Source organism: Anaerobacillus sp. MEB173, from assembly GCF_052119505.1.
Taxonomy (GTDB): Bacteria; Bacillota; Bacilli; order Bacillales; family JBJMAU01; genus JBJMAU01.
This window is the reverse complement of record NZ_JBJMAU010000006.1, coordinates 207,038-226,459: the sequence shown is the minus strand read 5'-3', so window position 1 is coordinate 226,459 and position 19,422 is coordinate 207,038. Positions and strand designations below refer to the sequence as shown.

At 38.5% G+C, this 19,422-nt stretch carries 15 protein-coding genes; 1 reads left to right on the top strand and 14 read right to left on the bottom strand.

Annotated elements, in window-relative coordinates; translation table 11 throughout:
* Positions 1-91: 91 nt before the first annotated feature.
* From hutP to eutB, 8 genes are all read right to left on the bottom strand, one after another.
* Complete coding sequence (hutP, locus tag ACJ2A9_RS14535) at positions 92-535, bottom strand: hut operon transcriptional regulator HutP (protein WP_441422389.1); 444 nt, start codon at positions 533-535, stop codon at positions 92-94.
* A gap of 297 nt (positions 536-832) precedes the next feature.
* On the bottom strand, positions 833-1,924 hold the full coding sequence (locus ACJ2A9_RS14530; protein ID WP_441422388.1) for a DctP family TRAP transporter solute-binding subunit: 1,092 nt from the start codon (positions 1,922-1,924) through the stop codon (positions 833-835).
* 43 nt (positions 1,925-1,967) lie between these two features.
* Positions 1,968-3,242, bottom strand: coding sequence for a TRAP transporter large permease (locus tag ACJ2A9_RS14525; RefSeq protein ID WP_441422387.1), 1,275 nt, complete (start codon positions 3,240-3,242; stop codon positions 1,968-1,970).
* A gap of 17 nt (positions 3,243-3,259) precedes the next feature.
* On the bottom strand, positions 3,260-3,799 hold the full coding sequence (locus ACJ2A9_RS14520) for a TRAP transporter small permease (protein ID WP_441422386.1): 540 nt from the start codon (positions 3,797-3,799) through the stop codon (positions 3,260-3,262).
* A 526-nt stretch (positions 3,800-4,325) separates the two neighbouring features.
* Entirely contained in the window at positions 4,326-5,939 is a 1,614-nt protein-coding gene (locus tag ACJ2A9_RS14515) for a BCCT family transporter (protein ID WP_441422385.1), read from the bottom strand.
* A 228-nt stretch (positions 5,940-6,167) separates the two neighbouring features.
* Positions 6,168-7,052: a pyridoxal 5'-phosphate synthase subunit PdxS gene (pdxS, locus tag ACJ2A9_RS14510; protein ID WP_441422384.1), complete on the bottom strand. Its 885-nt coding sequence runs from the start codon at positions 7,050-7,052 to the stop codon at positions 6,168-6,170.
* A gap of 25 nt (positions 7,053-7,077) precedes the next feature.
* Positions 7,078-8,784 (bottom strand): PucR family transcriptional regulator, encoded by a 1,707-nt coding sequence (locus ACJ2A9_RS14505; protein ID WP_441422383.1) that lies wholly within the window; start codon positions 8,782-8,784, stop codon positions 7,078-7,080.
* A gap of 86 nt (positions 8,785-8,870) precedes the next feature.
* Positions 8,871-9,854, bottom strand: a complete 984-nt coding sequence (gene eutB / locus ACJ2A9_RS14500; RefSeq protein ID WP_441422382.1) for a hydroxyectoine utilization dehydratase EutB — start codon at positions 9,852-9,854, stop codon at positions 8,871-8,873.
* 267 nt (positions 9,855-10,121) lie between these two features.
* Between eutB and ACJ2A9_RS14495 the strand changes: the two genes are divergently transcribed.
* Positions 10,122-11,537 carry an aspartate ammonia-lyase gene (locus tag ACJ2A9_RS14495; protein WP_441422381.1) on the top strand — a complete coding sequence of 472 codons (1,416 nt, stop codon included), beginning with the start codon at positions 10,122-10,124 and terminating at the stop codon, positions 11,535-11,537.
* 64 nt (positions 11,538-11,601) lie between these two features.
* Here ACJ2A9_RS14495 and ACJ2A9_RS14490 read toward each other — a convergent pair whose 3' ends face one another.
* The 6 genes from ACJ2A9_RS14490 to ACJ2A9_RS14465 all read right to left on the bottom strand — a co-directional run bounded on the left by ACJ2A9_RS14490 (position 11,602) and on the right by ACJ2A9_RS14465 (position 19,406).
* Entirely contained in the window at positions 11,602-12,525 is a 924-nt protein-coding gene (locus tag ACJ2A9_RS14490; protein ID WP_441422380.1) for a DMT family transporter, read from the bottom strand.
* A 312-nt stretch (positions 12,526-12,837) separates the two neighbouring features.
* Entirely contained in the window at positions 12,838-14,034 is a 1,197-nt protein-coding gene (locus tag ACJ2A9_RS14485) for a M24 family metallopeptidase (RefSeq protein WP_441422379.1), read from the bottom strand.
* Positions 14,035-14,267: 233 nt separating this feature from the next.
* Positions 14,268-15,713, bottom strand: coding sequence for an aldehyde dehydrogenase family protein (locus tag ACJ2A9_RS14480; RefSeq protein ID WP_441422439.1), 1,446 nt, complete (start codon positions 15,711-15,713; stop codon positions 14,268-14,270).
* A gap of 47 nt (positions 15,714-15,760) precedes the next feature.
* Positions 15,761-16,801, bottom strand: coding sequence for a homoserine dehydrogenase (locus tag ACJ2A9_RS14475; protein WP_441422378.1), 1,041 nt, complete (start codon positions 16,799-16,801; stop codon positions 15,761-15,763).
* Positions 16,802-16,897: 96 nt separating this feature from the next.
* Complete coding sequence (locus ACJ2A9_RS14470; RefSeq protein ID WP_441422377.1) at positions 16,898-18,106, bottom strand: M20 metallopeptidase family protein; 1,209 nt, start codon at positions 18,104-18,106, stop codon at positions 16,898-16,900.
* 94 nt (positions 18,107-18,200) lie between these two features.
* Entirely contained in the window at positions 18,201-19,406 is a 1,206-nt protein-coding gene (locus ACJ2A9_RS14465; protein WP_441422376.1) for a cystathionine gamma-synthase family protein, read from the bottom strand.
* Positions 19,407-19,422: the final 16 nt, after the last annotated feature.

The following is a 19,422-nucleotide window of genomic DNA, read 5'->3' as shown; positions in this document are numbered from 1 at the left end:
TTAAAAATCAAAAGGGGGCTATATCAAGAAATCGCAAAGATTTCAGTGATATAGCCCCCTAATAAACTAAATACCTATGGGCATTACCTATTTAAATGTGGTTGATTCCTAATCCAATCGTTTCGTGCTCTGATCCTTTTATCGGAGCGCCGATCGTACCATATAAGCAAACAGCAATCCAGTCACCTTCATTACTATTTTCATAGGGTCTCCCTCTGACAATCGAAAAGTTTAACCCTACGGTTCTAAGGACTGAGCCGATTTGTACTTGCCCTCTCGTAACACCGCTTAAAGCCTCGAGAATTGCATGATACAACGCGTGTTTTTCACGGTATAAATCAGCTTGTATAACCCCTGTTTTTTTAGCTGCCGTTTCAATTGCGGCAACCACTTTCTGGGATTCCATCGAACCAACTTTACCAGTACAACTTTTCCAATTTAACCGTTTAATCTGATCTTGCATGTCAGATTCAGTTTCATTTAGGAGAAGAAGAATTGCCATCTTACCAATTTTACGCTCTACACTCGATGACATAAAAACAACTCTTTCATTTTCTATTTTCTAATAACTATTTAATGATCTATTAATCATTAATCTACTTTTATTGTAAGCGCTTCAATTGTAAAAGTCAATAATATTTGGAAATAATTATAAATTTTTAGTTTAGAGTGTAGAGTTTAGAGTGTAGAGTTGTTTTATGCTTATGCAGCGAAGGATTACGTAAAAGACTTCATTGATAAACCCACACCAACTTTAAACTCTAAACTCTAAACTCTAAACTAAAAAGAGGCCCAAACCAATACAAGATTTGAACCTCTCTCGATGAGTATATTACTTCATTGCTGCTTCGATTTCTTCCTCAAGCATTTCTAAAATCATTTTTCCGTCTTCGTCTACAACTTCAGAAACGAAGAATTCTTTTACTGGCTCAGCTGCTGCTTTAAATGCGGCACGTTCTTCATCTGTCAGCTCAATTACTGCCGTTGGATGTTTTTCATTATTAACAATTGAATCTAGTAAAGACTCATTTAACTCTTTTTGAATTTCATAAGCAACTGGACGCATTTCTTCAACTGTTTCAAGAATTAATGCTTGAATGTCTTCTGGAAGTCCTGCGAAGAAATCTGTATTAACAGTTGTCATTGCTACGTAAATGTTATGATTTGAAATTGTCATATGGTCTTGAACTTCATGGAACTTAGCATCTTCAATAAAGAAGATTGGGTTTTCTTGCCCTTCAACTACACCTTGTTGTAATCCAGTGTATAATTCTCCCCAGCTCATTGCTGTCGGGTTAGCGCCATATGCTTTATACGATTCCAGGATTAGCGGAGATTCTTGAGTTCTAAATTTTAAGTTAGTGAAGTCGTCCGGTGTACGCAGCTCACGGCTTCCAGTCCACTGCATTGCCCCTTCATGCCAAAATGCTAATGGCTGAATGTTATGCTGTTTATACTTTTCAGCTAAATGAACATTCAAGGCTTCACTCGTGTTTAAAATTTGTTGATTTAATTCTAAATCCTCAGTAAATAGGAAGTGCAGGGCAAACAATTGTCCTTCTGTAACCATTGTTCCTGTAAACCCTGGTGAAACAATCGCAAATTCAACAAGTCCGTCTTGAAGCTGTTCTACTTGGTTTACTTCACTTCCAAGTCCACCAAATTCAAAGACATCCATTGTAATTCTTCCATCAGACTTTTCATTAAGACGATTTGCAAATTCAACAGCATATTCATATTGAACTTGTCCTTGCATCTCCTCAGTAACAAAACGCCAATGATACGTTTCTTCGCCACTTCCACTATCACCAGTATCTGATTCTGATCCCGTTTGTTCAGATGAACCACCACCACAAGCTGCCAAAATCATACTGAATCCTAACAAAAGACTTAACATTAACAGTTTCTTTTTCTTTAAAAACATCAAATTCCCCCTATAATTTTTATTTATAATTCATCACTGCCTATCACAACAAATAGCGATAGAATAGTGAGATTTCCTCAAAAAAGATGACTAATACCGAAATAATTAACAGCATGACAATGTAAGGCGGTGTTCCTTTAATGACGTCTAAGTAAGACCGATTAAAGACGGCACTGGCGGTAAAGATATCAACACCAAATGGCGGAGTTGCCGATCCAAGCGCTGCCTGGAACGTAATGATAACACCCAAATGAACTGGATCAACTCCCGCTGCCATAGCTGGCGGATAAAAAATCGGTGTTAAAATTAAGATAACGACGATCGGATCCACAAACATGCAGCCGATAAAGAAAAAGATCGCTACGATAAAGAGTACATATAATGCCGAGGGATCAGTTCCTAACACAGCTGCAGAGATCATTTGCGGTACTCTCGCATACGAGATAACCCAAGAAAATGCCTGTCCACCTGCCACTAGAATAAAAACAGCAGCAGTTACAAGTCCAGTTGATAAGGCAATTCGCGGAATTTGTTTCATGGTAATTGTCCGATAAATGATTACCTCCAGAATTAAAGCGTAAAGGACTGATATCCCCGCCGCTTCTGTCGGCGTAAACATCCCAGAATAAATTCCACCAACAATGATCACTGGAAACCCTAATGGCAGAAGCGCTTTATATGTAATCTTAAAACGATCTGGCCAGCTAATTTTCTCAGCTAATGGGATTTTCTTCATACTTGCATAGAAATAGCTGTAAATCGCAAAGAACAAGAAGATTAGTATCCCCGGTCCAATCCCAGCAATAAATAACTCACCTAGCGAAGTTCCGGTAACAAGGGCATACATAATCATGCCGATACTTGGAGGAATTAATAATGCCACATCACTTGCGTTAATAATTAAGGCAATAGCGCTAGAGTCTTTATAACCTACAGATAAAAGCCTTTGTCTCATTGGTTTACCAATGGCTACTACAGTTGCCTGTGTTGAGCCTGAAATAGAGCCAAACAGTGTACAAGCAGCTGCAGTTGTAATTGCATATCCTCCACGAATGTGACCAATAAAAGCGCCTACGAAATCGAGTAGCCGTTTCGATGTCTTTCCAGTCGACATAATATCAGCAGCAAAGATAAATAATGGAACCGCGAGTAATACATAAGCAGAAATACCTTCAATCATTTGCTGAACCATAACTGCCGGACCGATGTTAGGGAAGAATAGGATAATTACAACGAGTGGAGCTACAATTAAAGGAATCATCATTGGGAGCCCTAGTACAAGCAGGATAACCATGATGGCTAATAATGTTGTTAACATATACTAATTCCTCTCTATTAAATTATTTTTTGTTCAAGTTCACCGTCAGACTTATAATCTTTCTTATCAGTAGCAAGATAGACTTCTTTCTCAACAATATTGATCCATGCATTACGTACGAATTGAAGTGCTCCCAAAAAGAGACCCAGGGGGGCAAAAAGATAAATATAATAAACTGGGATTTGTAAAGCAGGAGTTACTCTTCCTCTTTCAAATGAAGTTATTGTGTATTGTAAGGCGTAATAAGAAAGAATGAATAGGAAAACAGCTGTTAGCACCGGAATTAAAATCGCTAAAAACTTTCTAACCTTTGGTGGAGCAATATCAAAAAACGCTGACATACTAATGTGCCGTCCTTTTCTAGCCGCATAGCTAATCCCCATAAATGTTGCAATGATTACTGCAAACCCACTTATTTCAGCAGCAAAAGCCCAGCTGGCACCTGTAATGGCCCTGTTTAATACATTTCCAACAACCATAATGGCTATAACAATGATTGAATAGCTAAGAATGATTTCTTCCAGCTTCATAATAAAATGATCTATTTTGGCTATCACAGTCGATCAAATCCTCCTCTTCGTCAGAAAATATAACAATACAACTCTGTTTACTCGGATTTATACTGAGTAAATCCACTTTATTGTACTTTTTCTATAATGTTCGTACAAACCTACGACATTGTATGTTATATGCATGGATATCTCCTATTTACTATACATTAAAGACATTTGGCCCTACAAATCTCCTCAGTGACTATATAAGCTCATATTAATGTTTATAGAAGGCTTATATTAGATAACAAGGTATGTTTTTACATTTCCTCCAACAAACTCCCAAATGTTGCTATTCCCTTCAATCATTTTTAAAAAAATTGTAAGCGCTTTCCCCCTTTTGTTTTGTCATATTACAAATCAATTAAGCTTAACGTCATCAGTTTCTTTTATATACTTATTGTAAATAATACTGAATTTTCCTACAATTATTAAACTGTATGAAAATATTTTATCTTTCTAGTCAAAATAACTACAAAGATAAAAGTTGAAAGTTGAAAAGCGATGCAGCTATGCTGCACCGCCTTAACTATTAACTAATATTTTTCCGTTGATCCTGGTCTAAATTTTCATTAGCTTTTATCATTTCTTCACGTAATTCCTCTTTTAATTGTTCTTTTAATAGCTGTTGCTGTGATTCCTGATCTTTTGCTGATTCTTTACTCAATGTTTTCACTAGTGAATATGCGATACCAACCATGATCATAGTGAAAGGTAACGCTGCAACAATTGAAGCTGTTTGAAGCGCTTTTAAACCACCACTTAATAAAAGAACACTTGCTGTTGCTGCAATTAGTAAACCCCAAATCAACCGAACAGACATAGGTGGATTGATACTTCCATTCGTCGTCATCGATCCTAATACATAGGAAGCAGAGTCAGCTGAAGTTATAAAGAAAACCATTATTAGAGTTATCGCAATGAGACTTGTTACTCCACTTAGAGGAAGCTGATTTAATACTGTAAATAATGCTAATTCAACATTTCCAAAAACAGTTGTTGAAATATCAATACCTAAAATACTTTCCAAATAGAGAGCTGTTCCCCCAAATGCTGTAAACCAAATAGCGGCAAGAACTGCAGGAACGAGTAATACTCCCCCGACAAACTCTCGAATTGTACGTCCACGAGAAATACGGGCAATAAAGATTCCCATGAATGGTGCCCAGCTCATATGCCATGCCCAAAAGAAGATTGTATAGGATCCAAGCCAAGCACTATCAGAAAATGGCGTCATCGTTAAACTCATTGGGAGAACACTCGAAACATAACCACCTATCGATGTAACAATGTTCTCTAGAATAAATAAAGTAGGCCCTACCATCATAATAGAAAGCAGTAATAAACCCGCGAGAGCCATGTTGACATTACTTAATATTTTAATTCCTCGATCAAGGCCTGATGCGGCTGAGAATAGAAATAAAACGGTCACGATACCAATAATCGTTAACTGTGTCATTGTTGTATTCGGTATACTTGTTAAATGTGATAAACCGCCTGTAATTTGCATAGCACTTAAACCAAATGTTGTTGCAACCCCAGTTGCCGTTGAAATAACAGCAAGGGTATCAATACTCTTTCCACTCCAACCTTTTATCCGGTCACCAAGAATAGGGTAAAAAGCCGAGCTAACTAATGCAGGCTGATTTAACCGATACTGCGCAATTGCTAAAGCTAACCCAGCTAAAGCAAAGAATGCCCAAGGATGAAAAGCCCAGTGATAAACAGAATACAGTAATCCTGCTTGGGCAGCCTCAGATGTTTCAGCTGTAATTCCTACTGGTGGGTCTTTAAAATAAAGAATTGGTTCAGCAACTCCCCAAAAGACAAAACCAGCTCCTATTCCTGCTGAGAAAAGCATCGCAATCCAAGATAGATAAGAGTACTTCGGAGCCTCATCATCTTTTCCTAATTTAATTTTCCCAAAACGACTTATCCCTAAAAAGATGATCAACCCGACAAAAAATGCCCCGCCGATCATATAAAACCAGCCAAAGCGAGAAATCGTAAAGTCTAACGCTTTTCCGGCCATTGTACCTAATGAATCTGGATTGATAACTCCCCATAAGACAAAGAGACCAACAAGGATGGTAGAGATAATGAATACGCTTCCAATCTTAGGTTTCACATTTAACTGTTCTTTCATAAACGGTGCACTAGAATGTATAGTAGCAATGAAGTCTTACATACTATTAATCATTCTAATACAGCTCACCCCCTCATAATGTTTTGAGTATTCCGTCTTTTCAAGCGAAAAAAATACTTCCACATCAGCCGATTTTCAATTCTGTTTAACTTCCTCACTTGGAAAGTATTACTTCATTCATTTGGTGAAAAAAATCAGACTTCTGTTCTGAAGTCTGATTAAATTTTCCTACCACCCGCGTTCTTGCATACGCTCAGAAGGATGCAGCGTTGAAATTTCAATCCCTTTCATCGCAGTGCCTAATCCTTTAGAAAGTTCAGCAATAAGCGCATAGTCTTCATAGTGTGTTGTTGCTTCTACGATGGCACGAGCAAACTTTTCAGGGTTGTCCGATTTAAAAATCCCTGAACCTACAAAGACACCGTCTGCACCTAACTGCATCATTAGGGCAGCATCAGCAGGCGTTGCAACGCCACCCGCAGCGAAATTAACAACAGGTAGTTTTCCATTTTCTTTTATTTGTAATAATAATTCAAAAGGAGCACCAGTATTCTTTGCCTCAGTCATTAATTCATCGGTAGACATTGATACTACTTTACGGATTTGTGATTGCATCATTCGCATATGACGAACAGCCTCCACAATGTTTCCTGTTCCTGGTTCACCTTTTGTACGAATCATTGAAGCTCCTTCACCAATCCTGCGGCATGCTTCTCCAATGTCACGCGCCCCGCACACAAACGGTACAGTATAATCACGCTTGTCCAAATGATACACTTCATCAGCCGGTGTTAATACTTCACTCTCGTCAATATAATCGACACCTAACGCCTCTAACACTTTTGCTTCTGTAATATGGCCGATGCGACACTTAGCCATAACAGGGATTGTCACCGCACCCATTACTTCCTCAATAATTGTTGGATCAGCCATTCGTGCTACACCACCCGCAGCACGAATATCAGCTGGAACACGCTCTAGTGCCATAACTGCAACAGCACCAGCTTCTTCAGCAATCTTTGCTTGCTCAGCATTAATAACGTCCATAATGACGCCACCCTTTTGCATTTCTGCCATTCCACGTTTTACTCGATCTGTTCCATTTCTTACCATGTCCTTCTCCTCCTGTTGTCTCATATTAATTTGGATCAATACCTATTTTCCAAATCTTTATACTTAAATCTAATAAAAACATATCATCAGGATCAGCCAATGACAGACCTGTTAACGCCTCAATTTTCCTTAATCTATATAATAACGATTGCCTGTGAAGATTGAGAGATCTTGCTGTTTGACTTACTTTACTTTGATTTTGATGATACGCTACAAACGTTTCAATAAGATCCATATTTCGCTGTTCATCATATTGCAGTAATGGGGTAATTGTTGAAAGCGTAATTGATCTTAATTCTTCATTTTTTGAGAGGCTTAGTAAAATACGGTCCATCCTCGTCTCTGAAAAAGAAACTCGTTGCCCGATTCCTTTTCTTTTCTTCCCTATTTCAAGAGCCATTTGCGCTTCCTCATAACTCTTATGAAAACGCTCCTCACCCTCATGTACACCACCTATTCCCCAGGAGATGATGACATCTGGTAATAAGCTTGTTAACCTGCGATCAATCAGGTTCAAGAAATTATTTACAGATTCTTTACTGCCTTCTATCGGAACTTCTAAGAAAATAACAACTTTATTTTCTTGATATGTCAGCATCGTTTTCCGATGAAGTGATTCACCGACATAATAGACTTCCTCTTCAATGTAGTGGATCATGCTGCGCAACCAATTATTGTAGGAAGACTCTTTAGACTGACCGCTTTTCTTATAAATCGTTTCAAGATTTTCAGGAACACCAACAATACATAGATACGGTAATGTTACATCATAGCCTAATGACTTAGAGCGCGAAAGAATGTTGTGCCATGATCCCATTTGACCATTTGCTAAGTTCCAAACAAAATCATCACGAAGTCTTATTTCTGTTTCTTCCACTGCACTTTCCCGTAAAAACCAGAGAGCAGAAGCAGTTACTGCATGTTCTAATACCATTAAATTACGATGGTTTAAAAAATCATCAGCAGACTTTGTCTTTTCAATTAATACATATAAATAACCCGTAATTTTGTTTGTTGTTTGAATGATTGGCAGCTGCAGTAATGTTGAACTATCAGGTGTTGCAATCCTTAAAACTTTAGTACGAAACGGGTCACGGGAAGCATCAATAATCTCGGATTCTTTAGGAACAATGTTTGAGTCTAATAGATTTTTCCATTCATTTAGAAACTTTCTCGTACTTCGGCTAATCCCTTTAATATTCCCATGTCGATTCGTAATAAGAATCACTGGATTTGATAGTTTTTGACTTAAAAATTTTGTAACATCATTTAAGTCTGATCCTTGCAAAATTAAATTTAATAAGTATTGTTGCGCTTTTTGCGAATCTTCAAGTTCCTTTTGCTGTATTTCATTTATTTTTTGTGTTACCGCTTGCGTAATATCGGCAAAGCGAATCTCCCAGGGGATCTCAATAATAGGAAATTGATGTTCTACCGCGAGTTTAATACTGTCTTCATAAATATCAAAAATATAGCGACCGGTCGCAATCGCCAGTGCTGATGCCTTTGATTTAATCACATCATGGACAAATTCATTAAATAACTTAGGGTCGTCACCCGTCCCCATTCCAGTTGTTAAGACTAACTCATTTTTACGAACGAAGTTTTCAACTGGTGCCTCAGTAATAGATACCCATTCCACACTTCGCTCTTTCAAAAAGTCAGCAGGAGTTTTGATAATCGCACTTCTCATAATATCTAAACCCATTATATCCTTCATCGTTAATAACATCTTGTGATCACACCTTTTGTAAATCAATACTGACCGTTTCATAATTTCCATTTTAGAATGTTATGAAAATTATTGCTAGTTATTTTTTAAAAATAATTTTTTATCGCATCGTGGATCACGGATAGATCAACATTACAACCACTGATGATGAGGACAATATTTTTTTTAGGGCGGCTAATTTTATTATCTAAAATTGTAGCTACACTTGTAGCTGCAGCACCTTCAACAATCATCCGATGCTTATCAGCCATGAAACCCATTGCTTTTGCTATGCTCTTCTCAGATACTCGGACGACTGAATCCATATACGTAGAAACCATTTTAAACGTATAATGATTGTCTAAGCCAATCCCACCTAGCAAACTATCTGCGAGAGTCGGTTCTTCTTTAAGAATGACTGGTTTTCTAGCTTGTAAGCTTTCATACATCACTGCCGCTCGTTCCATTGAAACACCTGTAACATGAATCGATGGATCCGTTTCTTTCAACGCTAAAGCAACACCGGAGAGAAGGCCTCCACCTGATAACGGTACGACAACATTTTCGATACTTGGCAAATCCTCTAACAGCTCCAAACCAATTGTTCCTTGTCCTGCAATAACATAAGGATCATCAAATGGTTTTATTACTGTTAATCCTTCTTCTTTTTGTAGTTGATATGAACGAACTCCCGCATCATCTTGACTATTACCATATATCTCCACCTCCGCACCAAATCGCTTAATATTGTCTACTTTTACTTTCGGTACACGATTAGAAATACAAATCACTGCACGAATTCCCAATTTTTGAGCGACATAGGCGACTGCCATCCCGTGGTTCCCAGTTGAAAAAGTCGTCACACCTCTTTGCTGCTCTTCAAGGGATAAACTTAAAATCTTGTTTGCTGCCCCTCTTACTTTAAATGCGCCTATTTCATGATGGTTTTCTAGTTTAAGATAGACTGGAGCACCAAACTGCTCGGATAATACCGGAGATGAAATCAATGGAGTTTTGGCAACAATAGATGAGATTCGTTTCCTTGCTTCCCAAACATCACGTATCGATATTTTCTTATGAGACTCTCCCATAACTATATCCCACCTTTACAATTCACTTAAATATCAAAGCTATGTACCATTTTCATAGTGTTATTGAAATACTAATCTCAAATTCCCTTGATCATAATTGGATTATATAAGAAACAAAATTGTTAATCTATTCGCAAAATTAAATAAAATAACCTATGTTTTTCATACAATTTGATGATTGTTTGTGTTAAACGGTCGCTATACTATTAAACTACTCTTTATACACACAGCATAATTTGTATATATTTCCTAAAAGTAGGTGATGTAATGTCTTTACGTATTGAAAAAGATTCACTTGGTGTAAAAGAAGTACCCACTTCGGCATATTATGGAATTCAAACATTACGAGCAGTTGAAAATTTTCCTATTACCGGCATACCTATTCAGCAAGAGATTATTGTCGCTTTAGCAGAAGTAAAAATTGCTTGCGCTAAGGCAAACATGGAAGCAACGCTGTTAAACGATACGATTGGGAATGCGATCGTACAAGCTGCAAAAGAGTTGAGCGAAGGAAAATTCCACTCCGAATTTATTGTTGACAGTATTCAAGGCGGCGCTGGAACGTCAATCAATATGAACATGAATGAAGTTGTTGCCAACCGTGCCCTTGAATTGATGAATAAAGAAAAAGGAGAATACTTCTTTTGTTCACCAAATACCCATGTCAACATGTCCCAATCAACAAATGATACCGTGCCAACCGCTGTGAAAATCGCTGCATATCGACTGACAGAAGAGCTCATTAAAACAATTGAACAGTTGATTGCTTGTTTTGCTCAAAAGGAAATCGAGTTTGATCATGTGATTAAAATGGGAAGAACACATTTACAAGATGCCGTTCCAATTCGTTTAGGCCAAGAATTTGGTGCTTATAAAAGTGTACTTGAACGAGACCTTAAACGAATTACTATGGCAGCCCAGGATCTCCTTTCGATTAATATAGGTGCAACTGCTGTCGGAACCGGATTGAATGCTAGTCCTGACTATATAAAAAGTGTTATTCACCATTTGTCATCACAATTATACATTCCGTTACAATCTGCATCCAACCTTATTGATAGTACACAAAACACGGATGTATACACAGCCCTTTCCGCGGCGATAAAAGTGAGTGCTGTTAATCTATCAAAAATCTGTAACGATATCCGGATGATGGCCTCAGGTCCCTTTACTGGCTTTAATGAACTTTCCTTACAGCCCAGACAACCAGGATCATCGATTATGCCAGGTAAAGTCAACCCTGTTATGCCCGAAGTAGTCAATCAAACTGCATTTCAAATTATCGGTAATGACCAAACGATCAGTATGGCTTCTGAAAGTGGACAGTTTGAACTGAATGTAATGGTCCCAGTCCTTTCATTTAATTTACTTCAGTCACTGAAAATCTATAAAAATGCGATCGATGTTTTTTGCAAACATGCATTAGCAGATTTGAAGGCAAACGCAGATGTATGTCAATCCTATGTTGACAATAGCTTTGGAATTGTTACAGCATTGAACCCGCATATTGGTTATGAAAAAGCGGCCCAACTCGTCAAAGAAGCAGTTGCAACAAAGAGATCATTAGTTGAAATTTGCCTTGAACGAGGATTACTGACAAAAGAAGAACTGGATGAAATATTGAATCCATATGAAATGACCTCACCTGGAATTTCCGGTGCACGCTTTTTATTAACAAATTGATCTTTGTTTCAATCATAAAGAAGGAGCTGTCACTAATGAGACAGCCCCTTCTTCTTTTATGTAACTATACTTCTACATCCTTAACAATCGATTGCGGTTGTTCAGAATCCCTCGTCACAACCATAATTCCAACAATAACAAAGACCATTCCGATGATTTGCGATAGGAAAATCGATTCTTTTAGAAAAACATAAGCTAAGAATGCTGAACTAATCGGTAGTATTCCTAAATAAACACCTGCTGAGCTTGCCGGAATCCTCGAGACACCTTGATGCCATAAGAGAACAACGCCCCCTGAAATAAATGCCCCATAATAGAATAACTGAAGCCATTCAGTTAATTTAACAGTAGAAAAATCAAACGTTATCCCTTCATAAACAGCAAAAGGAAGAAATAAAAGAAAACCAAAAATTGATAGCCATGTTGTAATCGCCAATGGAGATAAACGGGAAGTTAACACTTTTCCAAAAATCGTCATTAATGCTTCACCTAATACTGCACCAATCATAAAGAGTGTTCCGATCCAAATACTTGCACTCGTTTCAACGCCCGTAAAGTGGTCTAATACATGAATCGAAATTAAACCAATAACAACGATTGATATCCCCGCTCCCTTTTTCCAAGATAATTTTTCCTTTAAAAAAAGGTATGCAATGATACCAATAACTGCAGGAGTCGTGCTAATAATAATACCCCCGCTAGCTGCTGATACGTATTTTAGTCCGTACAGCAGAAAGATGCTGAACAGAAAGATACCAGTAAATGATTCAACAAAAAGAATCCACATATCATTTTTCGAGATCTTTGGGAATCCTTTTTCAACAACAAATAACAAAGGAAGTAAAATAAGTAAAGCAAACATTAGACGTAATCCTGATGCTAAATAGATAGGAAAAACTTCAACAATCATCTTCCCGACAACTACAAAACTACCCATGAAAATCATCGCCGTAATTAACTCAATACTGGCCTTTGCTTTTATACTCAACTCATTCTCGTCCCCTTTAAACTTATTAAATTATTAATGTAGTAAGTTAATGTTTGATGTTGAGTTTGGGATCGTTTTATGCAGATTTGAATGAAAAGAAATTAGAAAATGCATTTTCTAATTTCTTTTCATTCAAATCTGCAACCTTTCAGTACCTGAAAGGCGTGTGAATTTAATAATTCACACGAACGAGCCCAAACTCAACATCAAACATTAACTTAATTAACTTGTCTTTACATAAGAAATGAACTTCCACATGTGGTTGATTGCAGAAGTTCATTTTATTAAAAAACATAGTATATAGTTTCTAAATTACGTAGCAAATGGAATATTTGGAATGTCGGCAATCTTTGTGATAAGATTTCTTGGCACATCAGCAAGCGTTTCACAGCCTGTTTCAGTGACTCTAAATGATTCACTGATCTCTACACCGAAGTCATCAAACCAAATTCCCGGAATTAAGTGGAACGTCATATTTGGCTGAAGGATCGTTTTGTCCCCTTGTCTAAGACTTGCTGTATGCTCGCCCCAATCAGGCGGGTAGTTTAGCCCCGTTGAATAACCGATGCGAGAATCTTTTACATAACCATACCTAGCAATCGTCGTTCTCCATTTTTCTTCGATTTGCTCGCATGTAACACCTGGTTTAACAATGGCTAATGCTTCATTTAGTCCTTCAATCACAACATCAGAAAGTTCCTTTACTTGTGCAGACGGTTGACCAAGAACGATCGTCCGGGCTAACGGAGCGTGATAACGTTTGTAGCAGCCTGCAAGCTCTAAGATAACTGTATCGCCATCTTTATACTTATCATCTGTCCAAGTTAAATGAGGTGTTGATGTTTTTTTGCCAGCTGGCATTAACGGGACAATCGATGGATAATCCCCACCAAACTCTTCTGTCCCAGAGAGCTGAGCATGATAGATTTTTGCTGCAACATCACATTCTCTTACTCCAGGTTCAATCGAGTCAATTCCGGCACGCATTGCCAGCTCAACAAGCTTACCTGCTCTCTTCATAAACTCGATTTCCATATCTGATTTAATCATACGGACATGGTTGACCAATCCAGTTGAATTTAATAATGTTGCATTTGGTAACCCTGACTGTAATCGTTCAAAGCATAACGAAGTAAAATAATATGTGTCCATTTCGACACCGATCTTTTTGTTCGTTAACTTCTTCGCTGCTAAAATATCACACACAAAATCCATTGGATGTTTAATTGTTGAGTGAACATAATCATCAGTATAAGGAATAATATGGTCATGGTCTAACCATGTTGTTACTTTTGCTCCATTTGCATCCATTCCACGGCCAATCCATGTAGGCATGTCCCCATCAAGAGTGACAACAATCATTTGGTGGACATAAAAAGCCCATCCATCATAGCCTGTTAAATAATTCATATTTGCTGGGTTTGTAATGAGTAATACATCAATTCCTTGATTCACCATTCGTTCTTTTGTCTTTTGAATTCTCTCTTTATATTCGCCGATTGCAAACATCGTTCGTTCTCCCTGCCTTCTTTAGGATGTTGTTTTATAAACTATTGTAGGTCTTGTTTTCTGTAAGAGAATATATATTAGTAGATTATATAACGATATTCATAGTTTTGTCTTTTACACTAATTATCCGCAATCGTCCTCCTTCTAAGAGAGCAGTAATACGAAGGATAGGAGAACTTCGCATTACCGCTCTAAGAAAATTCTATATTAATAATAGAGAGAAAAATTAAACATTATAATGCTTTAGGTAATTTGAAACAAACTACTTTTGGTTCAGTCATTTCATGGATTGAGAATTTAACTCCTTCACGACCAAGACCTGAGCCTTTTACACCGCCGAATGGCATACCATCGATACGGTAGTCACTACTGTCGTTAATCATAATTCCTCCGACATCCATTTTTCCAATCGCTGAAAAAGCTTTATTTAGATCACTTGTGAAAATTCCTGCTTGTAAGCCAAAGTTTACGCTATTTGACTTTTTAATCGCTTCTTCTAAATCATCTACAGGGAAAAGACTTACAACAGGACCAAAGATCTCTTCCTTGGCAACAGTGCAATCACTTGGTACATCCGTTAACACTGTCGGTAAATAAAAGGCTCCGTTTCGTTTACCGCCGCAAAGAACTTTTGCACCTAAACCAACAGCTTCATTGACAATACCTTCAACACGAATGGCTTCTTTTTCATTAATTAAAGGGCCCATATCTGTGAATTCGGATAATTTATCACCGATACTATATTGCTCAGTTCTGGAAATAAACTTCTCTTTAAAGGTGTTGAAGATATTCTTTTGAATATAGACACGTTGTACACCTAAGCAGTTTTGACCAGCAGCCCAGAATGCACCAGATACGATTGATTCCACAGCTTCATCAAGATCCGCATCATCTAATACAATCGCCGGAGAGTTTGAACCCAGTTCCATTCCTAGCTTTTTTAACCCTGCTTTTTTACTAATTTCAAGACCAGCTTCTAATCCGCCTGTAAAAGAAATCATTCTCACATCCGGGTGTGTCACTAACACATCTCCAATTTCGCTGCCACGTCCAGTAATGACCGTTAGAACTTTTTCCGGAAGTCCTGCTGCTTCAAAGGCTTCTGCCAGCAATATTGCACTTAACGGTGTAACCGTCGCCGGCTTAACAATAATCGCATTTCCTGAGGCAATTGCCGGACCTACTTTATGAGCAACTAAATTTAATGGATCATTAAAAGGAGTTATTGCAGCAATAATACCAATTGGAAAGCGGTAATAGTAACCGACACGGTCTTCACTGCCCGGCATTTGATCAAATGGAATCGTTTCCCCATTGATTCTTCTAGCCTCCTCAGCACTGATTCGAAGTGTTTGAATACAACGACTAGCTTCCTTACGTGCTTCACGGATCGTTTTACTTCCTTCTCTCGCAATTGTCGTTGCATATTTTTCATGATTCGCTTCGATATAATCGGCAGCCTTATTTAAAATACTGATCCGTTCATGAACAGGCATTGCCGCTGCAATGTTGAATCCTTCTTTCGCTTCTTCAATTGCATTAAGCATATCCTCTTTCGATGCTGCAGGTACTGTCGTAATTAAGCTATTATCCTGCGGGTTACGTACGTCAATCGTTTGTTCACGGTCTAACCACTTTCCGGCAAGAAACATCTTTGTTCGAGTAATTTTCATCTCCATTTGCATAAAATAACCACCTTTCTCTTACTATTTTTTGATAAATCTATTTAAATTTGCCCACGGTGAATATTAATCAAATCAATAAGGAGAGAATAGCCAGTTTCAATACGTCCTGCTCCTGCACCCGCTAATGTAATTGGTCCAGCTAAATCGCAATCAAAAGTCACCGCGTTTGTAGCACCTGTAATGGATGCTAATGGATCGGTGATCTCTACCATTTCGGGTGCGATTGTCGCAATCACACGGTCTCCTTCTTTTCTCGCTCTTGCTAACAGTTTCCACTTCTTGCCTTCCGCTTTCGCCTTTTCAATATCCTCTAATGTAATCGCTGTAATCCCTTTACAATCAACATCGTCAACTTTAAGAGGTGCATTCATCACTGTATTTGAAAGAATGACAATTTTATAACGGGCATCATATCCTTCTACGTCGCTCGTCGGATCTGCTTCTGCATAGCCTAAGCTTTGCGCCTCAGCAAGTGCATCCTCATAAGCTAACCCTTCTTCCATTTTTGTTAAAATATAATTCGTTGTTCCGTTAAGAATCCCACGAATTTCCGTTACTTCATTTCCAGCTAGGCATGTTAATGGCATCCTTAGCGCTGGTGTTCCACTCATCACCGTTCCTTCAAAGCCCCAGCGAACATTGTTTTCTTTCGCTAACTGTGCCAACTCTTGATAAGCTAACGCAACTGGACCTTTATTACTCATCACAACGTTTTTGCCATTTTCAAAGGCCGCCTTACAATGATCAATTGCCGGCTGACCTGTTTTTACATCAGTAAACGTCGCTTCCAGGATCGTATCTGCATTACTTTCACGAATCGTTGTTAACGCATCCCAGCCGCGAATTAATCCTGGTGACTCTGGATAATCATCGAGTTTTCCTGTTTCTTTTACTAACTTTAGCGCCGTCTTTATATCAAGACCTTCCGGATGATAGATTGATCCTTTGATAAAATCCGAAATGGCCACTACTTTTGCTTCAAACCCAGTTTCATTACGCAATGATTCTGCTTTGTTTAAAATAATCTCCGCAAGCCCTTGCCCAACGACTCCAAATCCTAAAAGTGCTAGCTTTTGAGTCATATTTTTGTTCCCTCCATTCGTGAATCCTTCAATTAAGTTTCCGTAGCATTACGTCGAAGGATTTCGAAATTGATTTTCCATTTTAAATTTTACATTTTACATTTTATATTTCCCTTGTAAATACCGTCTAACGGTTTCCGATAAAATCGAAACACCGATTGGTAAACAACGCTCATCAATATCAAAGATAGGTGTATGAAGGTCTCTGTTAACCCCGTCAGACAATGAACAACCTAAGAAAAACATCGCTCCAGGTACCTCTCTTGTCATGTAACCAAAATCTTCGCCACCTAATCCAAACGGTTCTCTATGAATCTTCATTTCAGGATAGAGATCATTCATTGTAGTAACAAGCCAGCGGTTAACCGTTGCATCATTATTGAGTGCTGGTTCGCCATTTTCTATACTTAACTCATACTGGCCTCCAAAATTTTCAGTTATCGAAAACGCTTTCCTAAGCTCGGCTGCTAATAACTCTCTTGCCTCATCACTATAGCTTCTAATCGTTCCTTCAATTGAAACCTCCGTCGGAATGATATTACTAGCTGTACCCGCATGTACTTGCCCGATGCTGATCACAGCTGGTTCAAGAGGAGATACCCTTCGTGCGACAACACCGTGTAGGGCCTGCAACACAGGACCTAACATCCAAATCGGATCTGTCCCTAAATGCGGATATGCTCCATGTCCTCCACTTCCAAAGATTTTTCCTGAAAAAACATCGACGTTGGCCATACTGTAGCCATCATTTACTTGAACTTCTCCAACCGGAAGCCAAGGACACATATGCAAGGCGAGCACCGCATCCACGCCTTCAAGAACTCCTTCTTTAATCATGTATGGTGCACCTGAAAGTCCATGTTCATCTGTACTTTCTTCCGCTGGCTGAAAGATAAACTTCACTGTTCCGCGTACTTCTCCATTTTTAAAAGCATCAGCTAGGAGGGTGGCAGCTCCTAATGCGATCGTTGGGTGTGCATCATGACCACACGCATGCATCACACCATCATTCTCAGAGCAAAAATGATGATCATTTTCTTCTTGAATTGGCAAAGCATCAATATCTGCACGAATCGCGATTGTTGGTCCATCTCCAATAGATAACGTTCCAACTACACCGGTTGTTGCAACTCCTGTTTGAACACTCATCCCCTCAATGCTTCGTAATTGCCGACTAATATATTCAGCCGTTTTATATTCATTGAAGCTAAGTTCAGGAAATTTATGAAGGTGACGTCGCCACTTCGTTAATTTATCAGATATGTCATATGCATTCTTTACTTTGATTTGTTTTTGTTCTGACATCTTGCTACCTCCTAGACATTCTCCTCTTATGGAGAGGGAACGCTTGGTGAAGGTACTCACCAAGCGCGCCATTGAATTAAACTATTAAATTAGATTATGCTTTTACAAGACTTTTAACGTGTGCAAAAGCTTGCTCGAAATCTGCGATAATATCTTCTGCATCTTCAATTCCGCAAGATACACGGATTAAGCCTTCAGGAATTCCCATTGCTGCACGCTCTTCTGGAGTACATTCAACGTGACTTGTTGTTCTTGCCGGACCTACAGTTGTTTCAACTGCCCCTAAGTTAGCTGCACGGTTTGCATATTGAAGTTTTGGTAATAATTCTCTTACTGTATCTACTCCGCCAGCAACTGCAAAGCTTAGCATTCCACCAAATCCGCGCATTTGCTTCTTGGCAATATCATGGTTCGGATGAGTCTCTAATCCTGGATAGAAGACAACATCTACCATATCGACTGATTGTAAATAAGTCGCTAGTTTCATAGCATTTTCTGCTTGACGTTTTACACGCAGGTCAAGAGTTTTCATCCCGCGCAGTAATAAATATGCTGCAAATGGATCCATTGTTGCTCCATTGATTTCACGATAATGATATAGCTTTTCGATTAATTCTTCATCATTACTTACGACAACTCCACCAAGAGCATCTGCGTGTCCGCCTAAGAATTTTGTTGCACTGTGAAGTACTAAGTCAGCCCCTAATGCAAGTGGGTTTTGGTTGACTGGTGTAGCAAACGTATTATCTACAACAACTAATGCCCCAACAGCTTTACCGGCTTTTGCCATACGCTCAATATCTGTAATTTTTACAGTAGGATTAGTTGGTGTTTCAAGATAAAGCATGTTACATCCTTTAGCAACCGCTGCTTCAATTTCTTCGTGATTACCTGTTTCACAGAAGACAACTTCAATTTGCTTTGGAGGTAAGAATTCAGTAAAGATTTTGTTTGTTCCACCGTACGTATCTTTAATTGTGACAACTTTGTCCCCCGGACGCAGGAATGTATCAAAGATATTGCTGATTGCAGCCATACCAGTTGAGAAACTTGTTGCTGCTTTTGCACTTTCAAGAACCTTTACTTTGTCTTCGAATGCTTGAACTGTCGGGTTTGTATTACGTCCATAGATATGTCCTTTTGCTTTGCCTACTGCTACATCATACCAGTGATCCATATCTTCATACGTATAGGCTACACTTGGAATAATCGGTACTTGAGATGCACCGTGTACTAAATATTCTTTTTCTCCGCCCCATACAGCTTTCGTTCCGATTTTTGCGTTTTCATGATAATTCATTTTCAACACTCCTCTT